The organism is uncultured Acidovorax sp., assembly GCF_964021665.1.
Lineage (GTDB): Bacteria > Pseudomonadota > Gammaproteobacteria > Burkholderiales > Burkholderiaceae_C > Acidovorax > Acidovorax temperans.
Map to the genome: position 1 here is coordinate 1 of NZ_CAXIAK010000017.1, position 22,888 is coordinate 22,888.

Annotated in this window: 23 protein-coding genes; 9 read left to right on the plus strand and 14 right to left on the minus strand. The window is 65.6% G+C overall.

The genetic code is table 11. The features are described 5' to 3' along the window. Positions 1–97 precede the first annotated feature (97 nt). The 5 genes from AADJ04_RS05750 to pabB all read left to right on the plus strand — a co-directional run bounded on the left by AADJ04_RS05750 (position 98) and on the right by pabB (position 5,915). A complete protein-coding gene (locus AADJ04_RS05750; protein ID WP_341239027.1) occupies positions 98–634 on the plus strand; it encodes a VOC family protein in 537 nt (178 codons plus the stop codon). A gap of 22 nt (positions 635–656) precedes the next feature. After that, on the plus strand, positions 657–1,970 hold the full coding sequence (gene fahA / locus AADJ04_RS05755) for a fumarylacetoacetase (RefSeq protein WP_341239028.1): 1,314 nt from the start codon (positions 657–659) through the stop codon (positions 1,968–1,970). Positions 1,971–2,079: 109 nt separating this feature from the next. Then, positions 2,080–2,928, plus strand: coding sequence for a carboxylating nicotinate-nucleotide diphosphorylase (gene nadC, locus AADJ04_RS05760; protein WP_341239029.1), 849 nt, complete (start codon positions 2,080–2,082; stop codon positions 2,926–2,928). Continuing rightward, positions 2,925–4,055, plus strand: coding sequence for a quinolinate synthase NadA (nadA, locus tag AADJ04_RS05765; RefSeq protein WP_207373945.1), 1,131 nt, complete (start codon positions 2,925–2,927; stop codon positions 4,053–4,055). The genes nadC and nadA overlap by 4 nt, the downstream gene beginning before the upstream one ends. 69 nt (positions 4,056–4,124) lie before the next feature. Then, positions 4,125–5,915 (plus strand): aminodeoxychorismate synthase component I, encoded by a 1,791-nt coding sequence (gene pabB, locus AADJ04_RS05770; protein ID WP_207373946.1) that lies wholly within the window; start codon positions 4,125–4,127, stop codon positions 5,913–5,915. Between the two features lie 6 nt (positions 5,916–5,921). Here pabB and AADJ04_RS05775 read toward each other — a convergent pair whose 3' ends face one another. Next, positions 5,922–6,845, minus strand: coding sequence for a LysR family transcriptional regulator (locus AADJ04_RS05775; RefSeq protein WP_341239030.1), 924 nt, complete (start codon positions 6,843–6,845; stop codon positions 5,922–5,924). Between the two features lie 138 nt (positions 6,846–6,983). On the opposite strand from AADJ04_RS05775, the gene AADJ04_RS05780 reads away from it, so the two are divergent. Both AADJ04_RS05780 and AADJ04_RS05785 read left to right on the plus strand, forming a co-directional pair. After that, positions 6,984–7,439, plus strand: a complete 456-nt coding sequence (locus AADJ04_RS05780; RefSeq protein ID WP_288484144.1) for a tripartite tricarboxylate transporter substrate-binding protein — start codon at positions 6,984–6,986, stop codon at positions 7,437–7,439. A 54-nt stretch (positions 7,440–7,493) separates the two neighbouring features. After that, positions 7,494–9,107 carry a gamma-glutamyltransferase family protein gene (locus AADJ04_RS05785; protein ID WP_207373949.1) on the plus strand — a complete coding sequence of 538 codons (1,614 nt, stop codon included), beginning with the start codon at positions 7,494–7,496 and terminating at the stop codon, positions 9,105–9,107. A gap of 36 nt (positions 9,108–9,143) precedes the next feature. Here the strand turns inward: AADJ04_RS05785 and AADJ04_RS05790 are convergent, their stop codons facing one another. From AADJ04_RS05790 to AADJ04_RS05835, 10 genes are all read right to left on the minus strand, one after another. Then, positions 9,144–9,512: a 5-carboxymethyl-2-hydroxymuconate Delta-isomerase gene (locus AADJ04_RS05790; RefSeq protein WP_044396029.1), complete on the minus strand. Its 369-nt coding sequence runs from the start codon at positions 9,510–9,512 to the stop codon at positions 9,144–9,146. A gap of 30 nt (positions 9,513–9,542) precedes the next feature. Further along, entirely contained in the window at positions 9,543–10,802 is a 1,260-nt protein-coding gene (gene bioF, locus AADJ04_RS05795) for an 8-amino-7-oxononanoate synthase (RefSeq protein ID WP_341239031.1), read from the minus strand. After that, positions 10,799–11,476, minus strand: coding sequence for a dethiobiotin synthase (gene bioD, locus AADJ04_RS05800; RefSeq protein ID WP_066786168.1), 678 nt, complete (start codon positions 11,474–11,476; stop codon positions 10,799–10,801). The genes bioF and bioD overlap by 4 nt, the downstream gene beginning before the upstream one ends. Next, on the minus strand, positions 11,473–12,816 hold the full coding sequence (bioA, locus tag AADJ04_RS05805) for an adenosylmethionine--8-amino-7-oxononanoate transaminase (RefSeq protein ID WP_341239032.1): 1,344 nt from the start codon (positions 12,814–12,816) through the stop codon (positions 11,473–11,475). Before bioA ends, bioD begins: the two co-directional genes overlap by 4 nt. A gap of 2 nt (positions 12,817–12,818) precedes the next feature. Next, entirely contained in the window at positions 12,819–13,199 is a 381-nt protein-coding gene (gene panD / locus AADJ04_RS05810; RefSeq protein WP_056058565.1) for an aspartate 1-decarboxylase, read from the minus strand. 67 nt (positions 13,200–13,266) lie between these two features. Beyond that, entirely contained in the window at positions 13,267–13,641 is a 375-nt protein-coding gene (locus tag AADJ04_RS05815; protein ID WP_056058569.1) for a 6-carboxytetrahydropterin synthase, read from the minus strand. Positions 13,642–13,666: 25 nt separating this feature from the next. Next, positions 13,667–14,302 (minus strand): 7-carboxy-7-deazaguanine synthase, encoded by a 636-nt coding sequence (gene queE / locus AADJ04_RS05820; protein WP_066698936.1) that lies wholly within the window; start codon positions 14,300–14,302, stop codon positions 13,667–13,669. Further along, on the minus strand, positions 14,299–15,888 hold the full coding sequence (nadB, locus tag AADJ04_RS05825) for an L-aspartate oxidase (protein WP_273623264.1): 1,590 nt from the start codon (positions 15,886–15,888) through the stop codon (positions 14,299–14,301). Before nadB ends, queE begins: the two co-directional genes overlap by 4 nt. A 136-nt stretch (positions 15,889–16,024) precedes the next feature. Further along, positions 16,025–16,822, minus strand: coding sequence for a ScpA family protein (locus tag AADJ04_RS05830; protein WP_240485275.1), 798 nt, complete (start codon positions 16,820–16,822; stop codon positions 16,025–16,027). A 151-nt stretch (positions 16,823–16,973) separates the two neighbouring features. After that, positions 16,974–17,180, minus strand: a complete 207-nt coding sequence (locus AADJ04_RS05835; protein WP_044396037.1) for a DUF3460 family protein — start codon at positions 17,178–17,180, stop codon at positions 16,974–16,976. A gap of 42 nt (positions 17,181–17,222) precedes the next feature. Between AADJ04_RS05835 and AADJ04_RS05840 the strand changes: the two genes are divergently transcribed. Together AADJ04_RS05840 and AADJ04_RS05845 are read left to right on the plus strand one after the other, a co-directional pair. After that, positions 17,223–17,747, plus strand: coding sequence for an outer membrane protein assembly factor BamE (locus AADJ04_RS05840; protein ID WP_341239033.1), 525 nt, complete (start codon positions 17,223–17,225; stop codon positions 17,745–17,747). A 239-nt stretch (positions 17,748–17,986) separates the two neighbouring features. Beyond that, a complete protein-coding gene (locus tag AADJ04_RS05845) occupies positions 17,987–18,628 on the plus strand; it encodes a YitT family protein (protein ID WP_044396042.1) in 642 nt (213 codons plus the stop codon). A gap of 105 nt (positions 18,629–18,733) precedes the next feature. On the opposite strand, the gene metG is transcribed toward AADJ04_RS05845, so the two are convergent. The 3 genes from metG to AADJ04_RS05860 form a co-directional block, all read right to left on the minus strand. Further along, positions 18,734–20,845: a methionine--tRNA ligase gene (gene metG / locus AADJ04_RS05850; protein WP_341239034.1), complete on the minus strand. Its 2,112-nt coding sequence runs from the start codon at positions 20,843–20,845 to the stop codon at positions 18,734–18,736. A gap of 84 nt (positions 20,846–20,929) precedes the next feature. Continuing rightward, positions 20,930–22,180 carry a patatin-like phospholipase family protein gene (locus tag AADJ04_RS05855; protein WP_341239035.1) on the minus strand — a complete coding sequence of 417 codons (1,251 nt, stop codon included), beginning with the start codon at positions 22,178–22,180 and terminating at the stop codon, positions 20,930–20,932. 137 nt (positions 22,181–22,317) lie between these two features. Next, positions 22,318–22,875 (minus strand): restriction endonuclease, encoded by a 558-nt coding sequence (locus AADJ04_RS05860; RefSeq protein ID WP_341239051.1) that lies wholly within the window; start codon positions 22,873–22,875, stop codon positions 22,318–22,320. Positions 22,876–22,888 lie beyond the last annotated feature (13 nt).

The window sequence follows — 22,888 nt, forward strand, 5'->3', positions numbered from 1 at the left end:
TGTCCACCGCTCGTGTCCTCAAACAGGCTGCGGGGACAAGACCTTGAAAGGGATGGCTCTTAGAACCCGTTCAAAGTTTTAACCCCAAGAGATTTCCATGCTGGTTCAAAAAATTCACCACGTTGCCTACCGCTGCAAAGACGCCAAAGAAACCGTGGACTGGTACGTCAAGCACCTGGACATGAAGTTCGTGCTGGCCATTGCCGAAAACGAAGTGCCTTCCACCAAGGCGCCCGACCCCTACATGCACGTCTTTTTGGACGCGGGCGACGGCAACGTGCTGGCGTTTTTTGAGCTGCCCAGCCAGCCGCCCATGGACCGCGACCGCAACACCCCCGCGTGGGTGCAGCACCTGGCGCTGAAGGTGGATTCGATGGACACGCTGCAGGCCACCAAGGCGCGGCTGGAAGCTGCGGGTATTGACGTGGTGGGCCCCACGGACCACACCATCTTCAAGAGCATCTACTTCTTCGACCCCAACGGCCACCGCCTGGAGCTGGCCGCCGACGTGGGCACACCCGAGATGTACGCCAAGCTCGACGAGGTGAAGTGGGCCATGCTGCAGGAGTGGAGCGAAACCCGCCGCGCCCCTCGCCATGCCGCGTGGATGCACGACGGCAGCATGGCGCAGTAAGGCAATCGCCCAAGAGAACCCCATGAACCTGTTGAACGAAACCCATGACCCCAGCCTGCGCAGCTGGGTGGCCAGCGCCAATGCTGCTGGCAACGACTTTCCGCTGCAAAACTTGCCGTTTGCGGTGTTCCGCCGCAAGGGCAGCGGTGAAGCCTTCCGCGGTGGCGTAGCCATTGGCGACCAGATTCTGGATTTGTCCGCCGCAGCGGCCAGCGGCGCCTTCACGGGCGTGGCGGCCACGGCTGCGCAAGCGGGCGCGCAAGACAAGCTCAATGCCCTGATGGCTTTGGGCGAAGCCGCCTGGAGCGCCCTGCGCCTGGCCTTGTCGCGCGCGCTGCGCGAGGGCAGTGCCCAGCAGGCGGCGTTGCAAGGCTGCCTGGTGCCCCAGGCCGAGGCCGAGTACGACGTGCCCGCCCGCATTGGCGACTACACCGACTTCTACACCTCGGTGCACCACGCCACCAACATCGGCAAGCAGTTCCGCCCTGACAACCCGCTGCTGCCCAACTACAAATGGGTGCCGATTGGCTACCACGGCCGCGCATCCAGTATTGGTGTGTCGGGCCAGGCGTTTCATCGCCCCAAGGGGCAGACCATGCCCCCCGGCGCCGAAATGCCCGTGGTGGGCCCGTGCAAGCGGCTCGACATTGAGCTGGAGCTGGGCATCTTCGTGGGCGAAGGCAATGCGCTGGGCCATGCCGTGCCCATCACGCAGGCCGAGCAGCATGTGTTTGGCATCTGCCTGCTCAACGACTGGTCTGCGCGCGACATCCAGGGCTGGGAATACCAGCCGCTGGGGCCGTTTCTGTCCAAAAACTTTGCCACCACCATTTCCCCCTGGGTGGTGACCTTGGAAGCGCTGGCTCCGTACCGCGTGGCGTTCACCCGGCCTGAGGGCGACCCGGCCCCGCTGCCTTACCTCGACTCACCCGCCAACCAGGCGCAGGGCGCATTCGACATTCAGCTGCAGGTGGGCTTGCGCACGCCGCGCATGGCGCAGGCCGGGCAGGGCGATGCCACCATCTGCCGCACCAGCTACCGCCACGCGTACTGGACGATTGCCCAGATGCTGGCCCACCACACCGTCAACGGCTGCAACCTGCAGCCGGGCGACTTGCTGGGCAGTGGTACCTTGTCGGGCCCCACGCTCGATCAAGCCGGGGCATTGATTGAGCTGACCACTGGCGGCAAGAACCCCGTGCAGCTGCCCGGCGGCGAGCAGCGCGTGTTTCTGGAAGACGGCGACGCGGTGGTGATTCGCGGCTGGTGCGAAAAGCCGGGCGCTGCGCGCGTGGGCTTTGGTGAGTGCTGGGGCACGGTGCTGCCCGCACTTTGAAGCAAGCGGCCCAGCACCAGGGCGGTGCGGGGCAGGCCGCGCCATGGGTTTCGCATTGCGGCTATGCTCCCGGGCCATGACAGCAGTGTTACAACCCGCGACCCTCCCCATGAACTACAACGACGTAACGGCCCTGGCCCAGGCCGACGTAGCCCGCGCCCTGGCCGAAGACGTAGGCGCTGGCGACCTGACCGCTGGCCTGATTGACCCCGCCCGCCGTGCCCGCGCCCGCATCCTGGCGCGTGAAGAGGCCGTGATTTGCGGCGCCCCCTGGGCCGAAGCCGCCCTGCGGGCGCTGGACCCCACCGTGCAGATCACCTGGCATGTGCAGGAGGGCCAGCGTTGCGCCCCCGACCAGGTGGTGCTGGAGCTGGAAGGCAATGCCCGCGCCTTGCTGAGCGCCGAGCGCACTGCGTTGAATTTTTTGCAACTGCTGTCGGCCGTGGCCACCAAAACGCGCATTTATGTAGATGTGGTGGCGGGCACCCGCGCCCACATCGTGGACACGCGCAAGACCATACCCGGCCTGCGCCTGGCGCAAAAGTACGCTGTGCGCGTGGGCGGTGGCACCAATCACCGCATCGGCTTGCACGATGCGGTGCTCATCAAAGAGAACCACATCGCCGCTGCAGGTGGCGTGACGGCGGTGCTGAAAGCTGCGCAGGCAGTGGCCGCCCAGGCCAGCTTCATCGAGATTGAAGTGGAAACGCTGGAGCAACTGGCCGAGGCGTTGGATGCTGGCGCGAAGATGGTGCTGCTCGACAACATGCCGCTGCCCATGCTGCGTGAGGCGGTGCGCATCAACGCAGGTCGCGCGATTCTCGAAATCTCTGGCGGCGTGACGTTGGAAGGTCTGCGCGAACTGGCCGAAACCGGCGTGGACCGTATCTCCATCGGCACGCTGACCAAGGATGTGAAGGCGACCGACTTCTCGATGCGCCTGCAGGAGCTGGCATGAGTACCACCACCATGAACCGTATTGACGTCGAGTACGAGCAGCCCGACGAAGCAGCTGCGGGCTCTGTCTGCTCCACCAAACACGCCTGGGCGCGTGTGCCGCCCGAGCCTTCGCAGGCCGAGCGCGTGGCTTTGAAAGACAAGATTCGCCGCTTGCTGAAAGAGAAAAACGCTGTCATGGTGTCGCACTACTACGTGCACCCCGACCTGCAGGATTTGGCCGAGGAAACCGGCGGCATCGTCAGCGATTCGCTGGAGATGGCCCGCTTTGGCCGTGACCACGCGGCGCAGACGCTGGTGGTGAGCGGTGTGCGTTTCATGGGCGAGACGGCGAAGATTCTGAGCCCGGAAAAGACCGTGCTCATGCCTGATCTGGACGCCACCTGCAGCCTAGACCTGGGCTGCCCCATTGACGAGTTCAGCGCGTTTTGTGACCAGCACCCGGACCGCACCGTGGTGGTCTACGCCAATACCAGCGCGGCAGTGAAGGCGCGGGCTGACTGGCTTGTGACATCGAGCTGCGCGCTGGAGATCGTGAGTGCCCTCAAAGCCGCAGGCCAGAAAATTCTGTGGGCCCCTGACCGCCACCTGGGCGCCTACATTCAGCGCGAAACGGGCGCGGACATGGTGTTTTGGAACGGCGCCTGCATCGTGCATGACGAGTTCAAGGCGCTGGAGCTGGAGCTGCTCAAAAAAGAGCACCCGAATGCCAAGGTGCTGGTGCACCCTGAAAGCCCCGCCGACGTGGTGGCCCTGGCCGACGCCGTGGGCTCCACCAGCGCCATCCTCAAGGCCGCACGCGAGATGGATGCTACCGAATTCATCGTGGCCACCGACAACGGCATGATGCACAAGCTGCGCGCGCTCAACCCTGGCAAGACGTTTTACGAAGCCCCCACCGCTGGCAACAGCGCCACCTGCAAGAGCTGCGCGCACTGCCCCTGGATGGCAATGAACGGCCTGGCCGACGTGGCCCGTGTGCTGGAAACCGGCGCCAATGCCGTGCAGGTAGACCCTGCACTGATCCCGCGCGCGCGCCAGCCGATTGACCGCATGCTGGCGTTCACGGCGGCTCTCAAGAACGGTCAGCCCACCGGGGCCTTGGTGCCCCATTTGGGTGCAGCCTGATTAATTTGCTACTGTTTTGATAGCTGTTGGCGCTTTCTGGATAAGCGCTAGAGGCCTCTGGAGCTTGTAATGACCCTGGCTGCAACGCCCGGCACCTGGATCGACTTCACCCAGCCGCGCGCGGCGGGCAACCTGCGCCTGCGTGGGGGCTGGGGGGCTCCAGCCCGCGTGCTGGTCGCCCATCACATCGACGAAGTCAAGCCGGTGCTGGAGGCCGTGCACGCCGCAGCCGAAGCAGGCCACTGGTGCGTAGGCCATGTGCGCTATGAAGCAGCACCGGCCTTCGACGCGGCACTGCAGGTGCACGCGGCAGACGGCCCACTGGTGTGGTTTGAGGTGCATGACGGTGCACCATCTGCATGGCCGTCGGCCGAAGCCGCTGGCCCCGCAGAGGCCCGCGCCACCTGGCTGCCCACATTGGCCCGGCCAGACTTTGATGCCGCAATCGCGCGCATCCACCAGGCCATTGGCGATGGAGAGCTCTACCAGGTCAACTACACCGCACCCTGGATGGGCACGGTGACCGGTGAGGGCGCAGCTTTGTTCGACGCCTTGCTGCGCGCCCAGCCCGGCGGCTATGCCGCGTGCTTCACCGCGGGTGAAGAGCAGGTGCTGAGCGTATCGCCCGAGCTGTTTTTTGACTGGCAGGCCAGCGCGGCTGGCGGCAGCATTTTGGCCCGCCCCATGAAGGGCACGGCCGCGCGGGGCGCCACGCCGGCGCTGGACGCGGCTGCTGCCGAGCGCCTGCGCGCATCGCCCAAAGAGCGCGCAGAAAACGTGATGATCGTGGACCTGCTGCGCAACGATCTCTCACGCATTGCCGAGCCGCACACGGTACGGGTGCCCGAGTTGTTCCACACCCAGGCGCTGCCCACCGTGTGGCAGATGACGTCTGACGTGCAGGCCCGCACCCGCAGTGGCCTGCGGCTGCCAGATGTGTTTGCCGCCTTGTTCCCGTGCGGCTCGGTCACTGGTGCGCCCAAGGTGCGGGCGATGCAGCTCATCCGTGAGCTGGAACGCCAGCCCCGGGGCATCTACTGCGGCGCCATCGGCGTGGTGCGGCCAGATGGCCACGGCGGCATTGCCGCGACCTTCAATGTGCCCATTCGAACCGTGGTGATGCGCGGCACCCAGGCCCGATGCAGCATCGGCAGCGGTATCACCGCAAGCGCAGAGGCGGGTGCCGAGTGGCAAGAATGGCTGCACAAGCAGGCTTTTCTGGCGCGGGCGAGCAAACCGTTCGAGGTGCTGGAAACCCTGGCGCTGGTCGATGGTGTCTATCGCCATCAGGCAGAGCACCTGGCCCGTATGGCTGAGGCGGCGCAGCACTTTGGCTACCCCTGGCAGCCCGCTGCCGTTCACGCGTGCCTTCAGGCACCGGCAGCGCAGCATGGCAGCGGCCCGTGGCGCGTGCGCCTGTTGCTGGACCGCTTTGGCCAGCCACGCGCAGAAGCCTTTGCCTTGCAACCCACGGCAAGCCCGGTGCGATTGCAGCTGGCCCCCCGGCCCCTGGCCGAGGCGCATGGCGAATGGGTGCGCTTCAAAACCACCCGGCGTGCGCACTATGCAGCCTTTGCGCCAGCGCCGGGCAGCGGCATCTTTGACACCGTGCTCTTCAACGCAGAAGGCGAAATCACGGAGTCAACCTTCGGTAACCTGGCGATGCAGATGGACGACGGCCGCTGGCTCACGCCACCGCTGGGCTGTGGCCTGCTGCCGGGCGTGGGGCGTGCAGTGGCCTTGCGGGAAGGCCGGGTGCAGGAAGGCGTGGTGCGCGTGCACGACCTGCACCGCGTGCGCCGCTGGGCCTTCATCAACAGCCTGCGTGGCTGGCTGGATGCGGAACTGATCCAGCACTGATCCTGTTCACAGTGGCGACGGTTTGAGGTGCTGCCGCGCCATGGCCAGAAACGCCATGGCGGCGGGGCTGAGCGGTTGCTTGGCCAAGCGGATCGCCACGATAGGAAACTCCAGCACCGGCCGCACGATGGGCACGGCGTGCAGGTCGGGTGGCATCAGGCGTGCCACATAGCGCGGCAGCAGCGCCACTCCGGCGCCCGCCTGGATCATGCCGAACGCGGTGGTCAACATCGACACATGGTGCACCACCTGCGGGTACACATTGGCCGCGGCACTCAGCTCGCGGCTGATGGCGCGCCACACCACGGCGTCAGGGTTCACGTGCACCAGGGGCAGGCCGTCCAGGTCCCGCCCTTGCACGCTGGCGCGTTGGGCCAGCGGGTGGTCGTGCCGCAGGAACAGCGCCATGCGTTCGCTGAACAGCCGCTCGGTGGCTAGCTCGGAATGCGTCTGGCCAATGTCGGAGCCCAGCGCCAAATCGGCTTCGCGCGAGAGCACCTGCGCCACCATCTGCGCGGCATTGCTGTCGTGCAGCGTGGCCACCAGCTGCGGGTGCGCTGCTGAAAAGCGGGTGAGCAACGCAGGCAGCAAGGCACCGGCCGTGAGGTGACCCACGGCCACCACCACGCGGCCTTCCTGCAGTTGCGCCTGTGAGCGGCAGGCGTGCACTGATTCGTCAATCATGCGCAGCGCGCGCTGCGCGGTGTCGGTCATCATCTGCCCGGCATCGGTGAGCCGAATGCGCCGCCCACGCACCACCAGCGGCTGGCCCAGTTGCTGCTCCATGCGCTTGATGAGGTGGCTCACGGCGGGCTGCGTCAGCTGCAGCGCATCGGCCGCCAGCGTGAAGCTGCCCGTCTGCGCAATCGCCGCCAGGGCGCGGAACTGCTGCAGCGAGACTTCATCAGGCGTCGCAAAAGTGGGTTTCATGACGTGGCGTCATAGTGAAATAACTTTGATTATCTGTTTTGATGGATCAACAGCGCCTACATTGGGGCTTGAAAGATCCTGAACGGGTTCTACAGGCCCTGAGTTGTTGTTGTCCCCCTTGTGAGGAATCGATCCATGATCCGTCGCCACCACTTTCTGCGCGGCCTGGCCGCAGCCCTCGCGCTGGGCGCCGCCATGCCAGCCGCCCTGGCCCAGTCCAGCAAACCCATCCGCTTGGTCGTTCCGTTCCCGGCAGGCGGTGCCACCGACCTGTTTGCGCGAACCCTGTCGCAAAAAATGGGTGAGCGGCTGGGTACTTCCGTCGTGATCGACAACAAGCCCGGCGCAGGTGGCAGCCTGGGTTCAGACATGGCGGCCAAGGCGGCTGCAGACGGTCAGACCTTGCTGTTCACCACCAACCGGGTGAACACCGCTGCCAACCAGGCACTGAGCGACCCCGAGGTGCGCGCCAAGCTCACCACCTTGGGCATTGAACCCGTGACCAGCACGCCTGCGCAGTTCGCCAAGATGGTGGCTGACGACCAAGCCAAGTGGAAACGCATCATTGCCGAGCGCAAGATCGTCAACGAATAAACCACTGCTTCACCGCTGCTTCATACCCAGCCACACCCGCATCCCGGAGACCGCATGCAGATCAACCACCCAAACCCCTACCTGTCCACCCGCATTCCCGTCTTTGCGCGCAATGTGGTGTCCACCTCGCACCCCCTGGCCGCGCAGGCGGGCTTGCTCATCCTGCACAAGGGCGGGAATGCGGTGGATGCGGCCGTGGCCGCAGCCGCTGTGATGACGCTGGTGGAGCCGGTCAGCAACGGCCTGGGCAGCGATGCATTCTGCATCTTGTGGGATGGGCAGCAACTGCATGGCCTCAATGCCTCGGGGCCCGCGCCGCAGGCCTGGACGCCTGAATATTTCAAGGCCAAATACGGCGATGGCGCTACCACGCCGCCCATGCGCGGCATTGATTCGGTCACCATCCCTGGCGCAGTGCGTGGCTGGGTGGCACTGAGCAAGCGCTTTGGCAAGCTGCCCTTTGCCGACCTGATGGCCCCAGCCATCGAGGTGGCCGAGCGCGGCTATCTGGTGCCCCCTGTGGTGCAGCAGAAGTGGGCAGCGGCCACGCCCGTGCTGCAGGGCATTGCCGGTTTTGCCGACACCTTCTTGCCCTGGGGCCGTGCCCCGGAGGTGGGTGAACTGTTCCGATTCCCTGCGGCCGCGCGTGCGCTCAAGGCCATTGCTGCCAGCAACGGCGATGCGCTGTACGAAGGCGAGATCGCCGAAGCCCTCGCCGCGTTTGCCAAGGAGCAGGGCGGTGCGCTGACGGTGAAAGACCTGGCCAGCTACCAGCCCGAGTGGGTCACGCCGATTTCGCGCGACTACCGGGGCTACACGCTGCACGAGATCCCGCCCAACGGCCAAGGCATTGCCGCGCTGATCGCGCTGGGCATTCTCGAAAAGTTCGATCTGGCCAGCCTGCCGGTGGACTCCACCGCGTCGCAGCATCTACAGATCGAGGCAATGAAGCTGGCGTTTGCCGATGTGTACCGTTACGTGTCGGAACGCTCCACCATGGAAGTGACGACCGAGCAGATGCTGGACGACGCGTACCTGGCCTCGCGCGCGCGCCTCATCGACATGCGCCGGGCACAGGACTTCCAGGCGGGTAACCCGGTCAAGGGCGGCACCATTTACCTCACAGCGGCCGATGAGAACGGCATGATGGTGAGCTTCATCCAGAGCAACTACATGGGCTTCGGCTCGGGCTGCGTCGAACCAAACTACGGCATCAGCCTGCAAAACCGGGGCTATGGTTTCAGCCTGGACGCCGCCAGCCCCAACGTGGTGGCACCGGGCAAGCGGCCCTTCCACACCATCATTCCGGCCTTTCTGACCAAGGACGGCCAGCCGGTGATGAGCTACGGTGTGATGGGCGGCAATATGCAGCCGCAGGGGCACATGCAGACGTTGGTGCGCATGTTGGACTATCGCCAGGGCCTGCAGGCCGCGTGCGATGCGCCACGCTGGCGCTTCAACAAGGGCCTGAACATCAACGTGGAAGCTGCCATGAATGCGGCCACGGTGCAGGGCCTGAAAGACCTGGGCCACGAGATCGATGTCATCAACGATTCGTACCAGGACTTTGGCGCGGGCCAGTTCATCTGGCGCGCAGGCAACCCGGCCGTGGAAGGCTATGTGGCCGCCAGCGACCCGCGCCGCGACGGTCTGGCTGCAGGGTACTGAGGCCCGAGGTCCCTCGCGGAGAGCCGGGCCCTGTTGTCACTGGGGATCGATGCGCGCCTTGGCGTAGGGCGCGCGATCCATATCGCGCACTTCCACGCTCAATTGCACTGATACGCCGGCCGGGCGCGGGGTGAGGCGTTGCAGCACCTCCAGCACGCGCGCTGCCAGCTCGCTTTTCGCTTCGGGCGTGCGGCCCGACAGCAAGCGCAGCTCTGCGTGCACAAAGCCGCGCGGCTCAGGCGCTGTGCCCATCACGAAATCGGTCACGTCCACAAAGCGGATCTTCAGGTCAGCCTCGACCGGGATTTGCGGGTGGGCGGTGAGCGAAGCGGCCAACTCTTTGAGCGCCTGGGCTTTGGGATAGGTGCCGAGATTGGCAGTGGTTTCGATGACCAGATGGGGCATGTTTGTCTCGCTTTCGGTGTGGAACAGGATCTAGGATGCTGGGGCAAGGAGAGAGTCCGCGTGCTCCGCCAGGGCTTGCACCAGCCGGTCTACGTCAAACGGTGTGTGCGCCGCAGACAGGGCAATGCGCAGCCGCGCAGTGCCCTCAGGCACGGTGGGTGGGCGAATGGCAGGTACCCACAGGCCGCGCGAGCGCAGCGCTTCCATGGCGGCCAGGGCGGCTGCATTGCTGCCAATGACCAGTGGCTGGATGGGCGTGTGCGACGGCATGAGCTGCCACTGCGTGCGCGCCAGCAAGGGGGCCAGCCCCGTGCGCAGGCGGGCGATGAGCTGCTGCAGGTGCGTGTAGCGCCAGGTCTCGGTTTGCATCACCTGCACGCTGGCCTGCAGTGCTTTGGCCAGCAGGGCGGGGGCGGCGGTGGCAAAGATGTAGCTGCGGGTTTTTTGCAGCAGCCATTCCACCAGCACCTCGCTGCCCGCGACAAACGCACCGGCCACGCCTGCGGCCTTGCCCAGTGTGGCCATGTACAGGATGCGGGGCGAGGCGTTCTCGCCCGTTAGCCCGTAGTGCGCCAGCGTGCCGCGTCCTTCCTGGCCGGGCGCACCCAGCACGCCAAAGCCGTGGGCATCGTCGATGAGCAGCAGCGCGTCGTAGCGCTCGCACAGCGCCAGCAGGGCCGGGATATCGGCCACGTCGCCGTCCATGCTGAAGACGGCATCTGTCACCACCAGCTTGCGCTGCGCGGGGCTGCTGGCCAGGGCGGCTTCCAGTGCGGTCAGGTCGGCATGTGGGTAGCGGTGGATGGTGGCCCGCGACAGGCGTGCGCCGTCGATCAGGCAGGCGTGGTTGAGCGCGTCCGAGAACAAAGCGTCGCCTGCACCCACCAGCGCGGGGACGATGCCCACGTTGGTGGCATAGCCCGCGTAAAAGTACAGCGCACGCGGCAGGCCCACAAAGCGGGCCAGGTCATGCTCGAGCAGCGCATTGGCCGTGCTGTGCCCGCTGACCAGGGGCGAGCCGCCCGAGCCCAGGCCGTAGGCGTGGGCGGCCTCGCACGCGGCGGTGGCCAGCGCGGGGTGGCTGGCCAGGCCCAGGTAATCGTTGCTGCAAAAGGCCAGCATGGGCTGGCCGTCGATTTGCAGCATGGCGCCGCCCGCCGGGGCCACGGTGCGGCGCACGCGCAGCAGGTGCCCGTCCTTCAGGTCCGCTATGCGGCCGGGCAGCTCGTCCAGCCAGGATGCCGTCGGTGAAGTGGCCGGGAGGGCAGGGGTGGTGGCAGAGGTGTTCATCGGGTCCAATCTGCGGGCAGTTGAAAGTGGGCTGCCAGGTTGTGGGCGGTGTGTTCGCCCCAGGGGATGTCGGCCAACGGCGGGGCGCCCAGGCGCTGCTGCAGCCAGGCAATGTTCTCCTCGGGCGCTAGCATGTCTGGGTCCACCCTGTTGGCCACCCAGCCTGCCAGCGTCAGCCCGCGTGCGGCAATGGCCTCTGCCGTCAGCAGGGCGTGGTTGAGGCAGCCCAGTCGCAGGCCTACGACAAGCACCACGGGCAAATTCAGCGCTAGGGCCAGGTCGGCCCCGGTCTCGGTTGGCGACAGCGGCACATGAAAGCCACCGGCCCCTTCGACCACCACGGCATCGGCTTGCGCGGCCAGTGCCTGGTAGGCCTGCACGATGGCCGCGATGTCGATCTGCACCCCCGCGCGTGTGGCGGCAATGTGGGGTGACAGAGGATCGGGCAGCAGCACCGGTGTGTCCAGCTCAGGGGGCACGGCGATGGTGGACGCCGCCCGCAGGGCAATGCTGTCCTCGCTGGCCCAGCCTTCGCCCCAGGGCACCACGCCTGCAGCCACGGGCTTCATGCCCACCACGCGGCGGTGGTGCTGCGCCAGGGCCTGCAGCAGCGCGCAGGAGACGTGGGTTTTGCCCACGCCCGTGTCGGTGCCCACCACAAAGCAGGCGGTCATGCGGGCTCCTCTGCCAGGGTGGCGTGCAGGGCATGCAATGCGCCCTGGGCCAGGCACTGCACGGCCTCGTCGTCCAGCACATAGGGTGGCATGGCGTACACCGTGTGGCGGCCAGCGTCGCCAGAGATAGGCCGCAGCAGCAATCCCTGCGCCAGCGCGTGCTGGTGGTAGCGGCGTGCAAAGTCGGGCAGCGTGGTGTCCACGTCCCACGCCCAGATCATGCCCAGGCGCCGGGCGTGGCGCACACGGGGGTGGAGGGTGAGGGGGGCGCAGGCCGCGTCGATGCGCTGGGCCAGGGCGCTGTTGGCGTTCAACGCGTCCAGCTGTTCAAACAACTCCAGCGTGGCCACCGCAGCGCGGCAGGCCAGCGGGTTGCCGGTGTAGGAGTGCGAATGCAGAAAGCCCCGCGCCACATCGTCGTCGTAGAACGCGGCGTACACCGCATCGGTGGTGAGCACGGCCGACAGCGGCAGTGTGCCGCCTGTGAGACCTTTGGACAGGCAAATGAAATCCGGCCGGATTCCGGCCTGCTGGTGGGCGAACATGGTGCCCGTGCGGCCAAAGCCCACGGCGATTTCGTCTACCACCAGGTGCACCTCGTAGCGGCTGCACAGCGCACGTGCCAGGCGCAGGTATTCGGGGTCGTGCATCGCCATGCCAGCCGCGCATTGCACCAGGGGCTCGACGATCAGCGCGGCGGTGGTGGCGTGGTGCTCCTGCAACCACGCCTCCAGCGCGGCAGCTGCGCGTCGTGCCACGTCCTGTGCGGTCTCCCCCGGTGCCGCACCGCGTGCGTCAGGGCTGGGCACGGTGTCGGCCAGGCGCACCAGCGGGGCATAGGCTTCGCGAAAGATCGCAATGTCGGTCACGGCCAGCGCGCCCACGGTTTCGCCGTGGTAGCCACCGGCCAGGCCCACAAAGCGGCTCTTGGCAGGGCGGCCGGTGTTGCGCCAGTAGTGCGCGCTCATCTTCAGGGCGATCTCGGTGGCGGCGGCACCATCGCTGCCGTAGAACGCGTGGCCCAGGCTGGTGAGCGCGGCCAGTCGCTCGGACAGCTCCACCACGGGCGCATGGGTGAAGCCCGCCAGCATCACGTGGTCCAGATGTCCCAGCTGGTCCACCAGCGCGGCCTGGATGTGTGGGTGGCTGTGGCCGAACAGGTTGACCCACCAGGAGCTGATGCCGTCCAGGTAGCGCTTCCCATCGGTGCCGTAGAGCCACGGGCCCTGCGCGCGGGCAATCGCCACGGGAGGCTGGGCCTCGTGCCGCTTCATCTGGGTGCACGGGTGCCAGACGGCAGCCAGGCTGCGGGCCACCAGAGCGTCATGGGTCGGCGCCATCGTTACAGGGCCTGCGTGGGCACTGCGTGGCGCAGTTCCGTCTGGCGGTTGTGGTCGTCCACAAACACCAGCTGCGGCTGGTGCGCGGCCACCTGGTCTTCGTGCACCTGGGCGAAGGCCGCAATGATGATGAGATCGCCCACTGCAGCACGGCGTGCGGCCGAGCCGTTCACCGAGATCATGCCGCTGCCGCGCTGGCCCTTGATGGCATAGGTGACAAAGCGCTCGCCGTTGTTGATGTTCCAGATGTGGATCTGCTCGTTCTCTGCGATGTTGGCGGCATCCAGCAGGTCTTCGTCGATGGCGCACGAGCCTTCGTAGTGCAGCTCGCACTGGGTCACGGCCACGCGGTGGATCTTGGATTTGAGCAGGGTGCGGAACATTGGGCTTCCTTGGGTGAAGTCTGTGAACTTTTGGGGGGTAGCCTGCCGGTGGCAGGGCCGTGGCCGGTCAGGGCTGTGGAAAGTCCAGCGCGCAGCTGTCGCCCAGCGCCTCGCGCCACACGCGCACGCGGCTCAGGCTGGCGCGCAGGTCGGCGGGCAGTGCCTGGGCGATGAACAGGCACAGGTTCTCCAGCGTGGGTGTGCCCAGGCCGGGCACTTCGTCGAGCATGTGGTGGTCCAGCTGCTCGCGCACCACGGCCAGGCCCTGGCGCAGCAGGCCCAGGTCCAGCACCATGCCTGTGGCGGGGTCGCGCGGGCCGGTCAGGAACACTTCGGCGTGGTAGGTGTGGCCGTGCACACGGCGGCTGCCTTCGGCTTCGATCTCGCGGCGCAAGGTGTGGGCGGCGTCGAAGAAGAAGCGCTGGGAGATGGTGAACAACATACGGAAACTAGAAGATAAAACCGCGTCACCTGATGCCGGTGAGCTTGTGGGTTTGAAGGCTTAATCGCCATGCGGGGTGGGCCAGGCAGGCGTCAATGCAGGCGGCAGTGTTCTGGCGCTGCAGAAGTCCGTCCATGGGCTGAAGAAAGCGGTGGGTGAACTGGGTGTCCTGCTCCAGCGCCTGCAGGTCAAAGCCGGGCTGGGGCCAGACCAGTTTCAGTTCCTGCCCGCTGCGCTGCACCCACGGTGCACTCGCCTTGGGGCTGATGCACAGCCAGTCGATGCCTTCGGGCGCGGCGACGGTGCCGTTGCTTTCGACGGCGATGCGGAATTGCTGCGCGTGCAGCGCGTCTATCAGCGCCGCATCGACCTGCAGAAGGGGCTCGCCGCCCGTCAGCACTACCAGGCGGTGGCCCGCGCCCGCAGGCCATTGGGCGGCGATCAACTCCGCCAGCGCCGTGGCTGTTTCAAACTTGCCGCCCAGCGTGCCGTCGGTGCCGACAAAGTCGGTGTCGCAGAACTGGCAGATGGCTTGCGCACGGTCCTGCTCGCGGCCCGTCCAGAGGTTGCAGCCTGCAAAGCGGCAGAACACGGCGGGTGTGCCCGCCTGGCCGCCTTCGCCTTGCAGGGTGTAGAAAATTTCTTTGACGCTGTAAGTCATCGCGGCACCGGAGGAACGAGGATGGTGGGGGCCGCTGGGGCGGCGACTTCGGGGTAGTCACGGCTGAAATGCAGGCCCCGGCTTTCGCGCCGCAGCTGGGCGCTTTTCACGATCAGGTCGGCCACCTGCACCAGGTTGCGCAGCTCCAGCAAATCGCGCGTGACGTGAAAGTGCGCGTAAAACTCCTGGATCTCACCCTGCAGCATGGCAATGCGGTGGGCGGCGCGCTCCAGGCGCTTGTTGGTGCGCACGATGCCCACGTAGTCCCACATGAAGCGGCGCAGCTCGTCCCAGTTGTGGGAGATGACGACGGATTCATCCGCATCGGTCACGCGGCTGTCGTCCCAGGCGGGCACGGTGGGCAGTTCTGTGGTCGGCGCTGCGGCGATGGCCTGCGCGGCGGCGCGGGCGAACACCATGCATTCGAGCAGCGAGTTGCTGGCCAGGCGGTTGGCGCCATGCAGGCCGGTGCAGGCCACCTCGCCCACGGCGTACAGGCCGGGCAGGTCGGTGCGGCCCGCCAGGTCGGTCAGCACGCCGCCACAGGTGAAGTGGGCGGTGGGCACCACGGGGATGGGCTCCTTGGTGATGTCGATGCCAAGCGACGCGCAGTGCGCGAGGATGTTGGGGAAGTGCTCCTGCAAAAACGCGGGGCTCTGGTGCGAAATGTCGAGGTGCACGCAATCGAGGCCGTGCTTCTTCATCTCGAAGTCGATGGCGCGCGCCACCACATCGCGCGGGGCCAGTTCGGCGCGTGGGTCGTGGTCGAGCATGAAGCGCTTGCCACCGGCCGATGGCGGCAGCAACAGCTTGCCGCCCTCGCCGCGCACCGCTTCGCTGATGAGGAAAGACTTTTCGTGCGGGTGGTACAGCCCCGTGGGGTGGAACTGGATGAACTCCATGTTCGCCACACGGCAGCCTGCACGCCAGGCGGCGGCAATGCCGTCGCCCGTGGCGGTGTCTGGGTTGGTGGTGTACAGGTACACCTTGCCCGCGCCACCCGTGGCCAGAATAGTTTCCGGGGCACGGAAGGTGACGACCTCGTCGGTGTCGCTGTCCAGCGCATACAGGCCCAGGCAGCGGTTGCCCGGCAGGCCGAGCTTGCGCGTGGTGATCAGGTCTACCAGCGTGTGCTGCTCGAACAGCGTGATGCCGGGGGTGCTGCGCACCACGTCGATCAGCGTGCGCTGCACCGCTGCGCCGGTGGCGTCGGTCACATGCGCAATGCGGCGCGCGCTGTGGCCGCCTTCGCGCGTCAGGTGCAGCTGGTCGCCTTCCAGCGTGAAGGGCACGCCGAGCGCGCGCAGCCAGGCAATGGACTCGGGCGCGTTCTCCACCACAAAGCGCGTGGTGGCCAGGTCGCACAGGCCTGCGCCCGCGACCAGCGTGTCTTCTATGTGCGCGGCAAAGCTGTCGTCGTCGGCCAACACGGCGGCAATGCCGCCCTGGGCCCAGCCGCTGGAGCCATCTTGCAGCGTGCGCTTGGTGATGACGGCCACGCGGTGCGTGGGCGCCAGGTGCAGCGCGGCCGAGAGGCCGGCGAGGCCGCTGCCTACGATGAGAACGTCGAAGTCGTGTGATGCCATAGAGGGTGTCAGTTGCCGTTGAAACTGGCGCTGCGCCATGCCGGGGCCACCGTGGAGCTGGCTTTGCCAGGCCACCGGTGGTGTCCCCCTCCCGCGCAGCGAGAGAGGGGGAAGCGGCGCAGCCGCTCAGGGGGTGTCATACGGGTGTATAAGCCAAGCGCACGTAAATGGGGGCGAACGCCTCGGCCTGCGTGATTTCGATCAGCGTCTCTTTGGCCAGCTCCAGCAGCGCAATAAAGGTCACCACCAGCACGGTGCTGCCCTTCTCGGGCTCGAAGAGTTCTTCAAACTCCACAAAGCGGCGGCCCTGAAGCGTCTTGAGCACCATGCTCATGTACTCGCGCACGCTCAGCTCTTCGCGGGTGATCTTGTGGTGCTGCACGAGTTTGGCGCGCTTCAAAATGTCGCGCCAGGCCTCCTGCAGCTCTACCACATGCACATCGGGGAAGCGCGGCTGCAGGCTTTGTTCGATGTAGACCTGGGCCTTCAAAAAGTCGCGGCCGTACTGCGGCAGCTGTCCCAGGCGCGCGGCAGCCATCTTCATCTGCTCGTATTCCAGCAGGCGGCGCACCAGCTCGGCGCGCGGGTCTTCAGGCTCCTCGCCTTCGGCCTGCTTCTTGGGCGGCAGCAGCATGCGCGACTTGATCTCGATGAGCATCGCTGCCATTAGCAAATACTCGGCCGCCAACTCCAGGTTGCGGCTGCGGATCTCGTCCACATACGCCAGATACTGCTTGGTCACCCCCACCATGGGGATGTCGAGGATGTTGAAGTTCTGCTTGCGGATCAGGTACAGCAGCAAATCCAGCGGGCCTTCAAAGGCTTCGAGGAAGACTTCAAGCGCGTCGGGCGGGATGTACAGGTCTTGCGGCAGCGCAAACAGTGGCTCACCGTACAGGCGCGCCAGGGCCACCTGATCCACCACGTCGGGCATGGAGCTGCCGTTGGAATCTGGCCGTTCATCGGCGGCGGGTGCGCTGGTGGGCGCTGTGTTGCTCATGTTTGCTATGAAATAAATAGCTGCTGGCGCTTGTCAGTCAAGCGCCAGAGGCCAATTTGATTGCAAATGCTGGCGGCAGCAAGGCTCAGTCCGCGTTGGTCTGGTAGACGTAAGGCTTTTGGGCCACGCGCGCCTGGCGGTAATCGTTCCATAGCTGGCGGTCTACCTGCTTGTCCCACAGCAGGGCACGGCCGGCTTGCTGCTGCTTGTCCAGTTCAGGCTTGGTGGCCTTGAGCTGGTTGATGAACTGGGTGGCGTCGGATTGGTAGTCAGGGCGGCGGAAAATAGACATGTGCAGTGAACCTCTTTTGCTGGATTTTACCGGGACGATGCCATGCCACTTTCTGATCGTATTCACCGTGCCGCCGCCACCGTGCTGGCGGCCCTCGCCCTGCTGGCCGCAGCGGGGTGCGACCCCCAGCGGCTGAGCGAGCTGCAGCCGGGCGTTTCCACCGAAGCCGATGTGCGCGACCGCTTCGGCGCCCCTGAGATGATCTGGGAGGAGCCAGGCGGTGCCCGCACCTTTGAATACAACCGCCAGCCCGCAGGGCAGGTCAATTACATGATCACGCTGGGGCCTGACGGCAAGCTGGCCGGGGTGCGCCAGGTGCTGACGCCCGAGAACTTCGCGCGCATTCAGCCGGGCATGCCCATGAGCGAAGTGCGCCGGATTCTGGGCAAGCCCGCCAAAACCATGCACTTTGCCCTCAAGGGCGAAACCGAAGTGGACTGGCGCTTTGCCTTGCCCGCCACATCGCCCAAGCTGTTCACCGTGGTGCATGGGCCAGACCAGCGCGTGCTGCGCACCTACACGGGTGACGACATGGATGCCCACGAGAACAAGGGCGGCGGCCGATAGGGCTGGGTGTGCTGATGGATTATGAAAATAGAAGAAAATAAGGACCAGCGCCTGAATCGTAAGCGCTGAATGCTATTTATTCGATAGCAATTGCGGTGTTGATTGCCGCTGGCAACAGAGCCACATTCCGTTTGGCGCGCTGTTTGCTTGTGTTCTTGTGCCCCCGTGACAGGGGCCCATGGTGTTGGGGCTCACAAGGCCCTGACCCCTTTTCATTTTCAAAACCAAGAGTTTTCTCCATGTCTCCTGCTGAATCCAGCAACTCGCCTGCCCCCGGCCCCGTAGTGTCTTTGCGCCACGGCACTTATGAAGATGCGCAAGCCCTGTTCTCGGGCACCCTGTTTGTCGCCATGGCGCTCATGCTGTTCAACCAGGCCGGGTTGCTCATTGGCAGCACGGCGGGCATGGCATTTTTGCTGCACTACGTCACCGACATCTCGTTCGGCAAGCTGTTCTTTGTGGTGAACCTGCCCTTTTACTGGTTCGCCTGGACACGCATGGGCCGCGAGTTCACGCTCAAAACCTTTATTTGCGTGGCACTGCTGTCGCTGTTGACCGAGCTGTTCCCGCATGTGATGCAGGTCAGCTACATCAACCCGCTGTTTGCCTCGCTGCTGGGCGGGCTGCTGCTGGGCACCGGCTGCCTGTTCCTGGCGCGGCACCGCTCCAGCCTGGGTGGCGCCACCATCGTGTCGCTGTACATGCAAAACCGCTACGGCGTGCGCGCGGGCAAGGTGCAACTGGCGATCGACTGCGTAGTGCTGCTGCTGGCCCTGTTTGTGGTGCCACTGGAGCGGGTGTTTTATTCGGTGCTGGCGGCCGTGGTGATGGGCGTGTTTTTATGGATCAGCCACCGGCCGGGGCGGTATGTGGGCGGTTGACGCTTCTGCCCTGAGGCTGGTTGCCTGGCGCTGCTATCAGCGTGTGTTGCCAAAAGAAAAGGCCCTCTGAGCGAGGGCCTTGTCATTGGAACCAATCGCAGGCGATCAGCGCACCCGCATGCCGGGCGTGGCGCCGGGCCAGGGGTTCAGCACATAGATGCCGGGGTTGGCTTTTTCGTCGCCATGGCTTGCGGCCAGCACCATGCCTTCGCTCACGCCAAACTTCATCTTGCGCGGGGCCAGGTTGGCCACCATCACGGTGTGCTTGCCGATCAGGTCTTCGGGCTTGTAGGCGCTGGCAATGCCGCTGAAGACGTTGCGCAGGATGGGACGTCCTTCCAGGTCGGGGCCCTCGCCCACGTCCAGCGTCAGGCGCAGCAGTTTGGTGGAGCCCTCGACCGGCTCGCAGTTCACGATCAGCGCGATGCGCAGGTCGATCTTGGTGAAGTCGTCGATGGTGATGGTGGGGGCCAGTTCCTCGCCACCGGGGGCTGCTACGGTTTCTGTAGCTGCTGGTGCTTGTGCTGCTTGGGCTGGAGGCTCAAACAATGCCTCAAGCTGCTCGGGCGTCACGCGCTGCATCAGGTGGTTGTAGGGCTGAATGGCTTGCACGTTGCCGTCCACCGCCCACTCGGTCATGCTGCGGCCGACGAAGCCTTCCACCGCGCGCGAGAGGCCCGGCAGCACGGGCGCCAGGTAGCGGGTGAGGGCGTCGAACGCGTTGATGAGCACCGAGCACACCTGGTGCAGGGCCACATTGTTGGCGGCGTCTTTGGCCAGATCCCAGGGTTTGTTCTGGTCCACGTAGGCGTTGATGCGGTCGGCCAGCAGCATGATTTCGCGGGTGGCCTTGCCGTATTCGCGCGCTTCGTACAGCTGGGCCAGCGTGTCGCGGGCGCCGCGCACCTCGGCCAGCAGGGCGCTGCCAGCAGCGTCAAAGTCTTGGGTCAGCTTGCCTTCAAACCGCTTGGTCAGGAACCCCGCCGCACGGCTGGCAATGTTCACGTATTTGCCGATCAAATCGCTGTTCACGCGCAGCATGAAGTCTTCGGCGTTGAAGTCGATGTCTTCGTTGCGGGCGCTGAGCTTGGCGGCCAGGTAGTAGCGCAGCCATTCGGCGTTCATGCCCAGGCTCAGGTACTTGAGCGGGTCGAGGCCCGTGCCCCGGCTCTTGCTCATCTTCTCGCCGTTGTTCACGGTGAGGAAGCCGTGCACGAACACGCTGTTGGGCGTCTTGCGGCCGCTGAAGTGCAGCATGGCGGGCCAGAACAGGGTGTGGAAGGTGACGATGTCCTTGCCGATGAAGTGGTACTGCTCAAGCAGCGGGTCGGCCATGTAGGCGTCGTAGCTTTCGCCGCGTTTGTCCAGCAGGTTCTTGAGCGAGGCGAGGTAGCCCACGGGCGCATCGAGCCACACATAGAAGTACTTGCCCGGTGCGTCAGGGATCTCGATGCCGAAGTAGGGCGCATCGCGGCTGATGTCCCAGTCGCCCAGGCCTTCGCTGGTGGTGCCGTCGGGGTTGGTGCGGACGCTGAACCATTCCTTGATCTTGTTGGCCACCTCGGGCTGGAGCTTGCCGTCCTGCGTCCAGTTCTGCAGAAACTCCACGCAGCGGGGGTCTGACAGCTTGAAGAAGAAGTGCTCGGAGTGTTTCAACTCGGGCTTGGCTCCGGAGAGGGCCGAGTAGGGATTGATCAGGTCGGTGGGGGCGTACACCGTGCCGCACACCTCGCAGTTGTCGCCGTACTGGTCCTTGGCGTGGCACTTGGGGCATTCGCCCTTGATGTAGCGGTCGGGCAGGAACATGTTCTTCTCGGGGTCGAAGAACTGTTCGATGGTGCGCACCTCGATCAGGCTACCGTCCGCGCGGTCGCGCAGGTCGCGGTAGATCTGGCGGGCCAGTTCGTGGTTTTCTGGCGCGTCGGTGCTGTGCCAGTTGTCAAAGCTGATGTGAAAGCCGTCCAGATACTGCTTGCGGCCTGCGGCGATGTTGGCCACAAACTGCTGGGGCGTGACGCCAGCCTTTTCGGCGGCGATCATGATGGGCGCGCCGTGCGTGTCGTCGGCTCCACAGAAGTTCACCGCGTTGCCCTGCATTCGCTGGAACCGCACCCAGATGTCGGCCTGGATGTATTCCATGATGTGGCCGATGTGGAAGTTGCCGTTGGCATACGGCAGGGCGGTGGTGACGAAGAGTTTGCGTGCAGGTGACGACATGGGGAGATACTTTCTCAGGCGGAACCCGCGATTTTAGGCCACGGCCCGTGCGGTTGCCACGCAACCCGGTCTTGCCCCACGGGGCTATTGGTGCAGCTGGGTGCGCACTTCGGCGCCGCTGTCCGTCCAGCCAAAAAACTGGCACACCTGCGCGCGCATGGCCAGGGTGTCGGCGCGGCCCAGGGCCATCAGTTCTTGGGTGTAACCGGCCTCAAACAGCAGGTAGCTAGCCAGCGCCGCACCGCGTACGTCGGCCATGTTCGATGTGACGCCCAGCGCGCCCAGCATGGTGCGCACGGGCGTGGGCAGGTCGCCCACATGGCGGGCGGCCACGGCATCCAGCCGCTGCGAGGGGGCGATGACCAGCAGCTCAATCGGCCGCAGGGCGCTGTGGGTGCGTTTTTCTTCGGGGATGAGCGAGAGCGTCTGGTTGATGCGCTGCACGCGCTCTACGTCCACCGACAGGGCGTCCAGAAAGATGTTGGACAGCGCGTGCCCCGCAATTTGCGCAAGCGACGGGTAGTTGGGCGTGGGGTTGACGGCGGCGTCGTTCTTGGGCTCGTGCATGCGGCCTGCGCCGATCACCAGAATGCGTTCGGCCCCCAGGTGAATGGCCGGGGCGATGGGCGCGGACTGGCGCATGGAGCCGTCGCCAAAGTATTCGACGTGGTCGTCCACCTCGATGCCCTTGGCCGGGAAGATGAACGGAATGGCTGAGGACGCGAGCAGGTGCTCATGCGTGATGCGGTCGCGTGCGGCCTTGCGCTGCGAGCGTACCCAGGGTTTCACGGGCTCGGCCGATTCAAAGAAGGTGACGTGCTCGCCCGAGCTGTAGCTAGACGCCGTGACGGCCAGCGCCTTCAGGTGCCCCTTGCGGATGAGGCGGGGCAGACGCACCAGCGGCACCATCTTGACCAACAGCTTTTCAAGCGGTTTGTTGTCCAGCAGCGACTGAGGCCGCATGCGCCGCCAGCGGGCCAGCGCCCAGCCAATCGACACCAGCGTGAGCCAGCGCGCGCCGCTGCGCATCACGCTCAGTGAATCGGCCCCGTACACCTGGTTGGCATGGAATTGCCGCCACACCCGGGCAATGCGCCGCACGGCGCGGTCAAAGTTGTCGGCACCGCAGGCCAGCGCGGCGGCGTTGATGGCGCCCGCCGAAGTGCCGGTGATGATGGGAAACGGGTTGGGCTCGCCACCTGCGCCGCAGGCCTGGCGCAGGTCGGCAATTGCCTCCAGCACCCCCACCTGGTAGGCCGCGCGGGCGCCGCCACCGGTCAGCAGCAAGCCTGTGGACGGGGCGGAGGCGGGCGCTTTGGGGGCTGCTTGGGGCATGGTCTGGTGAGGTGATCAGAAAGAGCCACCGTGGCAGATGCGCTGCGGCGGCTTTGAAGGCTGAAAGTGTGCGGCTCGGCCGCAGCCCGCAGGCTTTGGGAAAACCCGCAACCCTGGCCACAGGGCGCCGCAGTGTGTCAGCCGAGCAACAGCACGGCCAGCGCGGGCCCCTGCAGGATGGTGATGCCATGGTCGCGCGCAAACAGTGCAGCGCTTTCGCTCACGGTGCCTTGCCCCGCCACGTAGATGCCGCCCTGGGCGTTTTCAGCCTGCATGGCGCTGTAAAGCTCGCGCAGTGGTTCCACGCCGTGGGTGGCTGCTTTCCAGCGCTTGGCGCTGACCAGGGTGGTCTGGCCGTTTTGGGTCAGCCGCAGGTCTACGGCCCCTTTTGATGGGGCGTTCACCCCATAACCCTGGCCCGCCCAGGCGTGGGTAAGGGCCTGCGAAAACTTGGCCCACTGCATCGCCTGCGCTTGGTCGAGCATGGTTTGCACCTTGGCGGCGCTGGGCGCGCGCAACTGGCGCCAGGCCGCAATGCAGCCCACCACAAAGATGGGAAAGCCGCCCAGCGCGCCATAAATGAAGTACTCCGATGGCAGCAGCGCCTTGGAGATGAGCGCGACGCAGGCGACCAGCACAAAGCTGATCCACCACGGCGAGCGCAGCAGCAAGGCGAACAGGGAGTTTTCGGACATCTTGAATTTCACG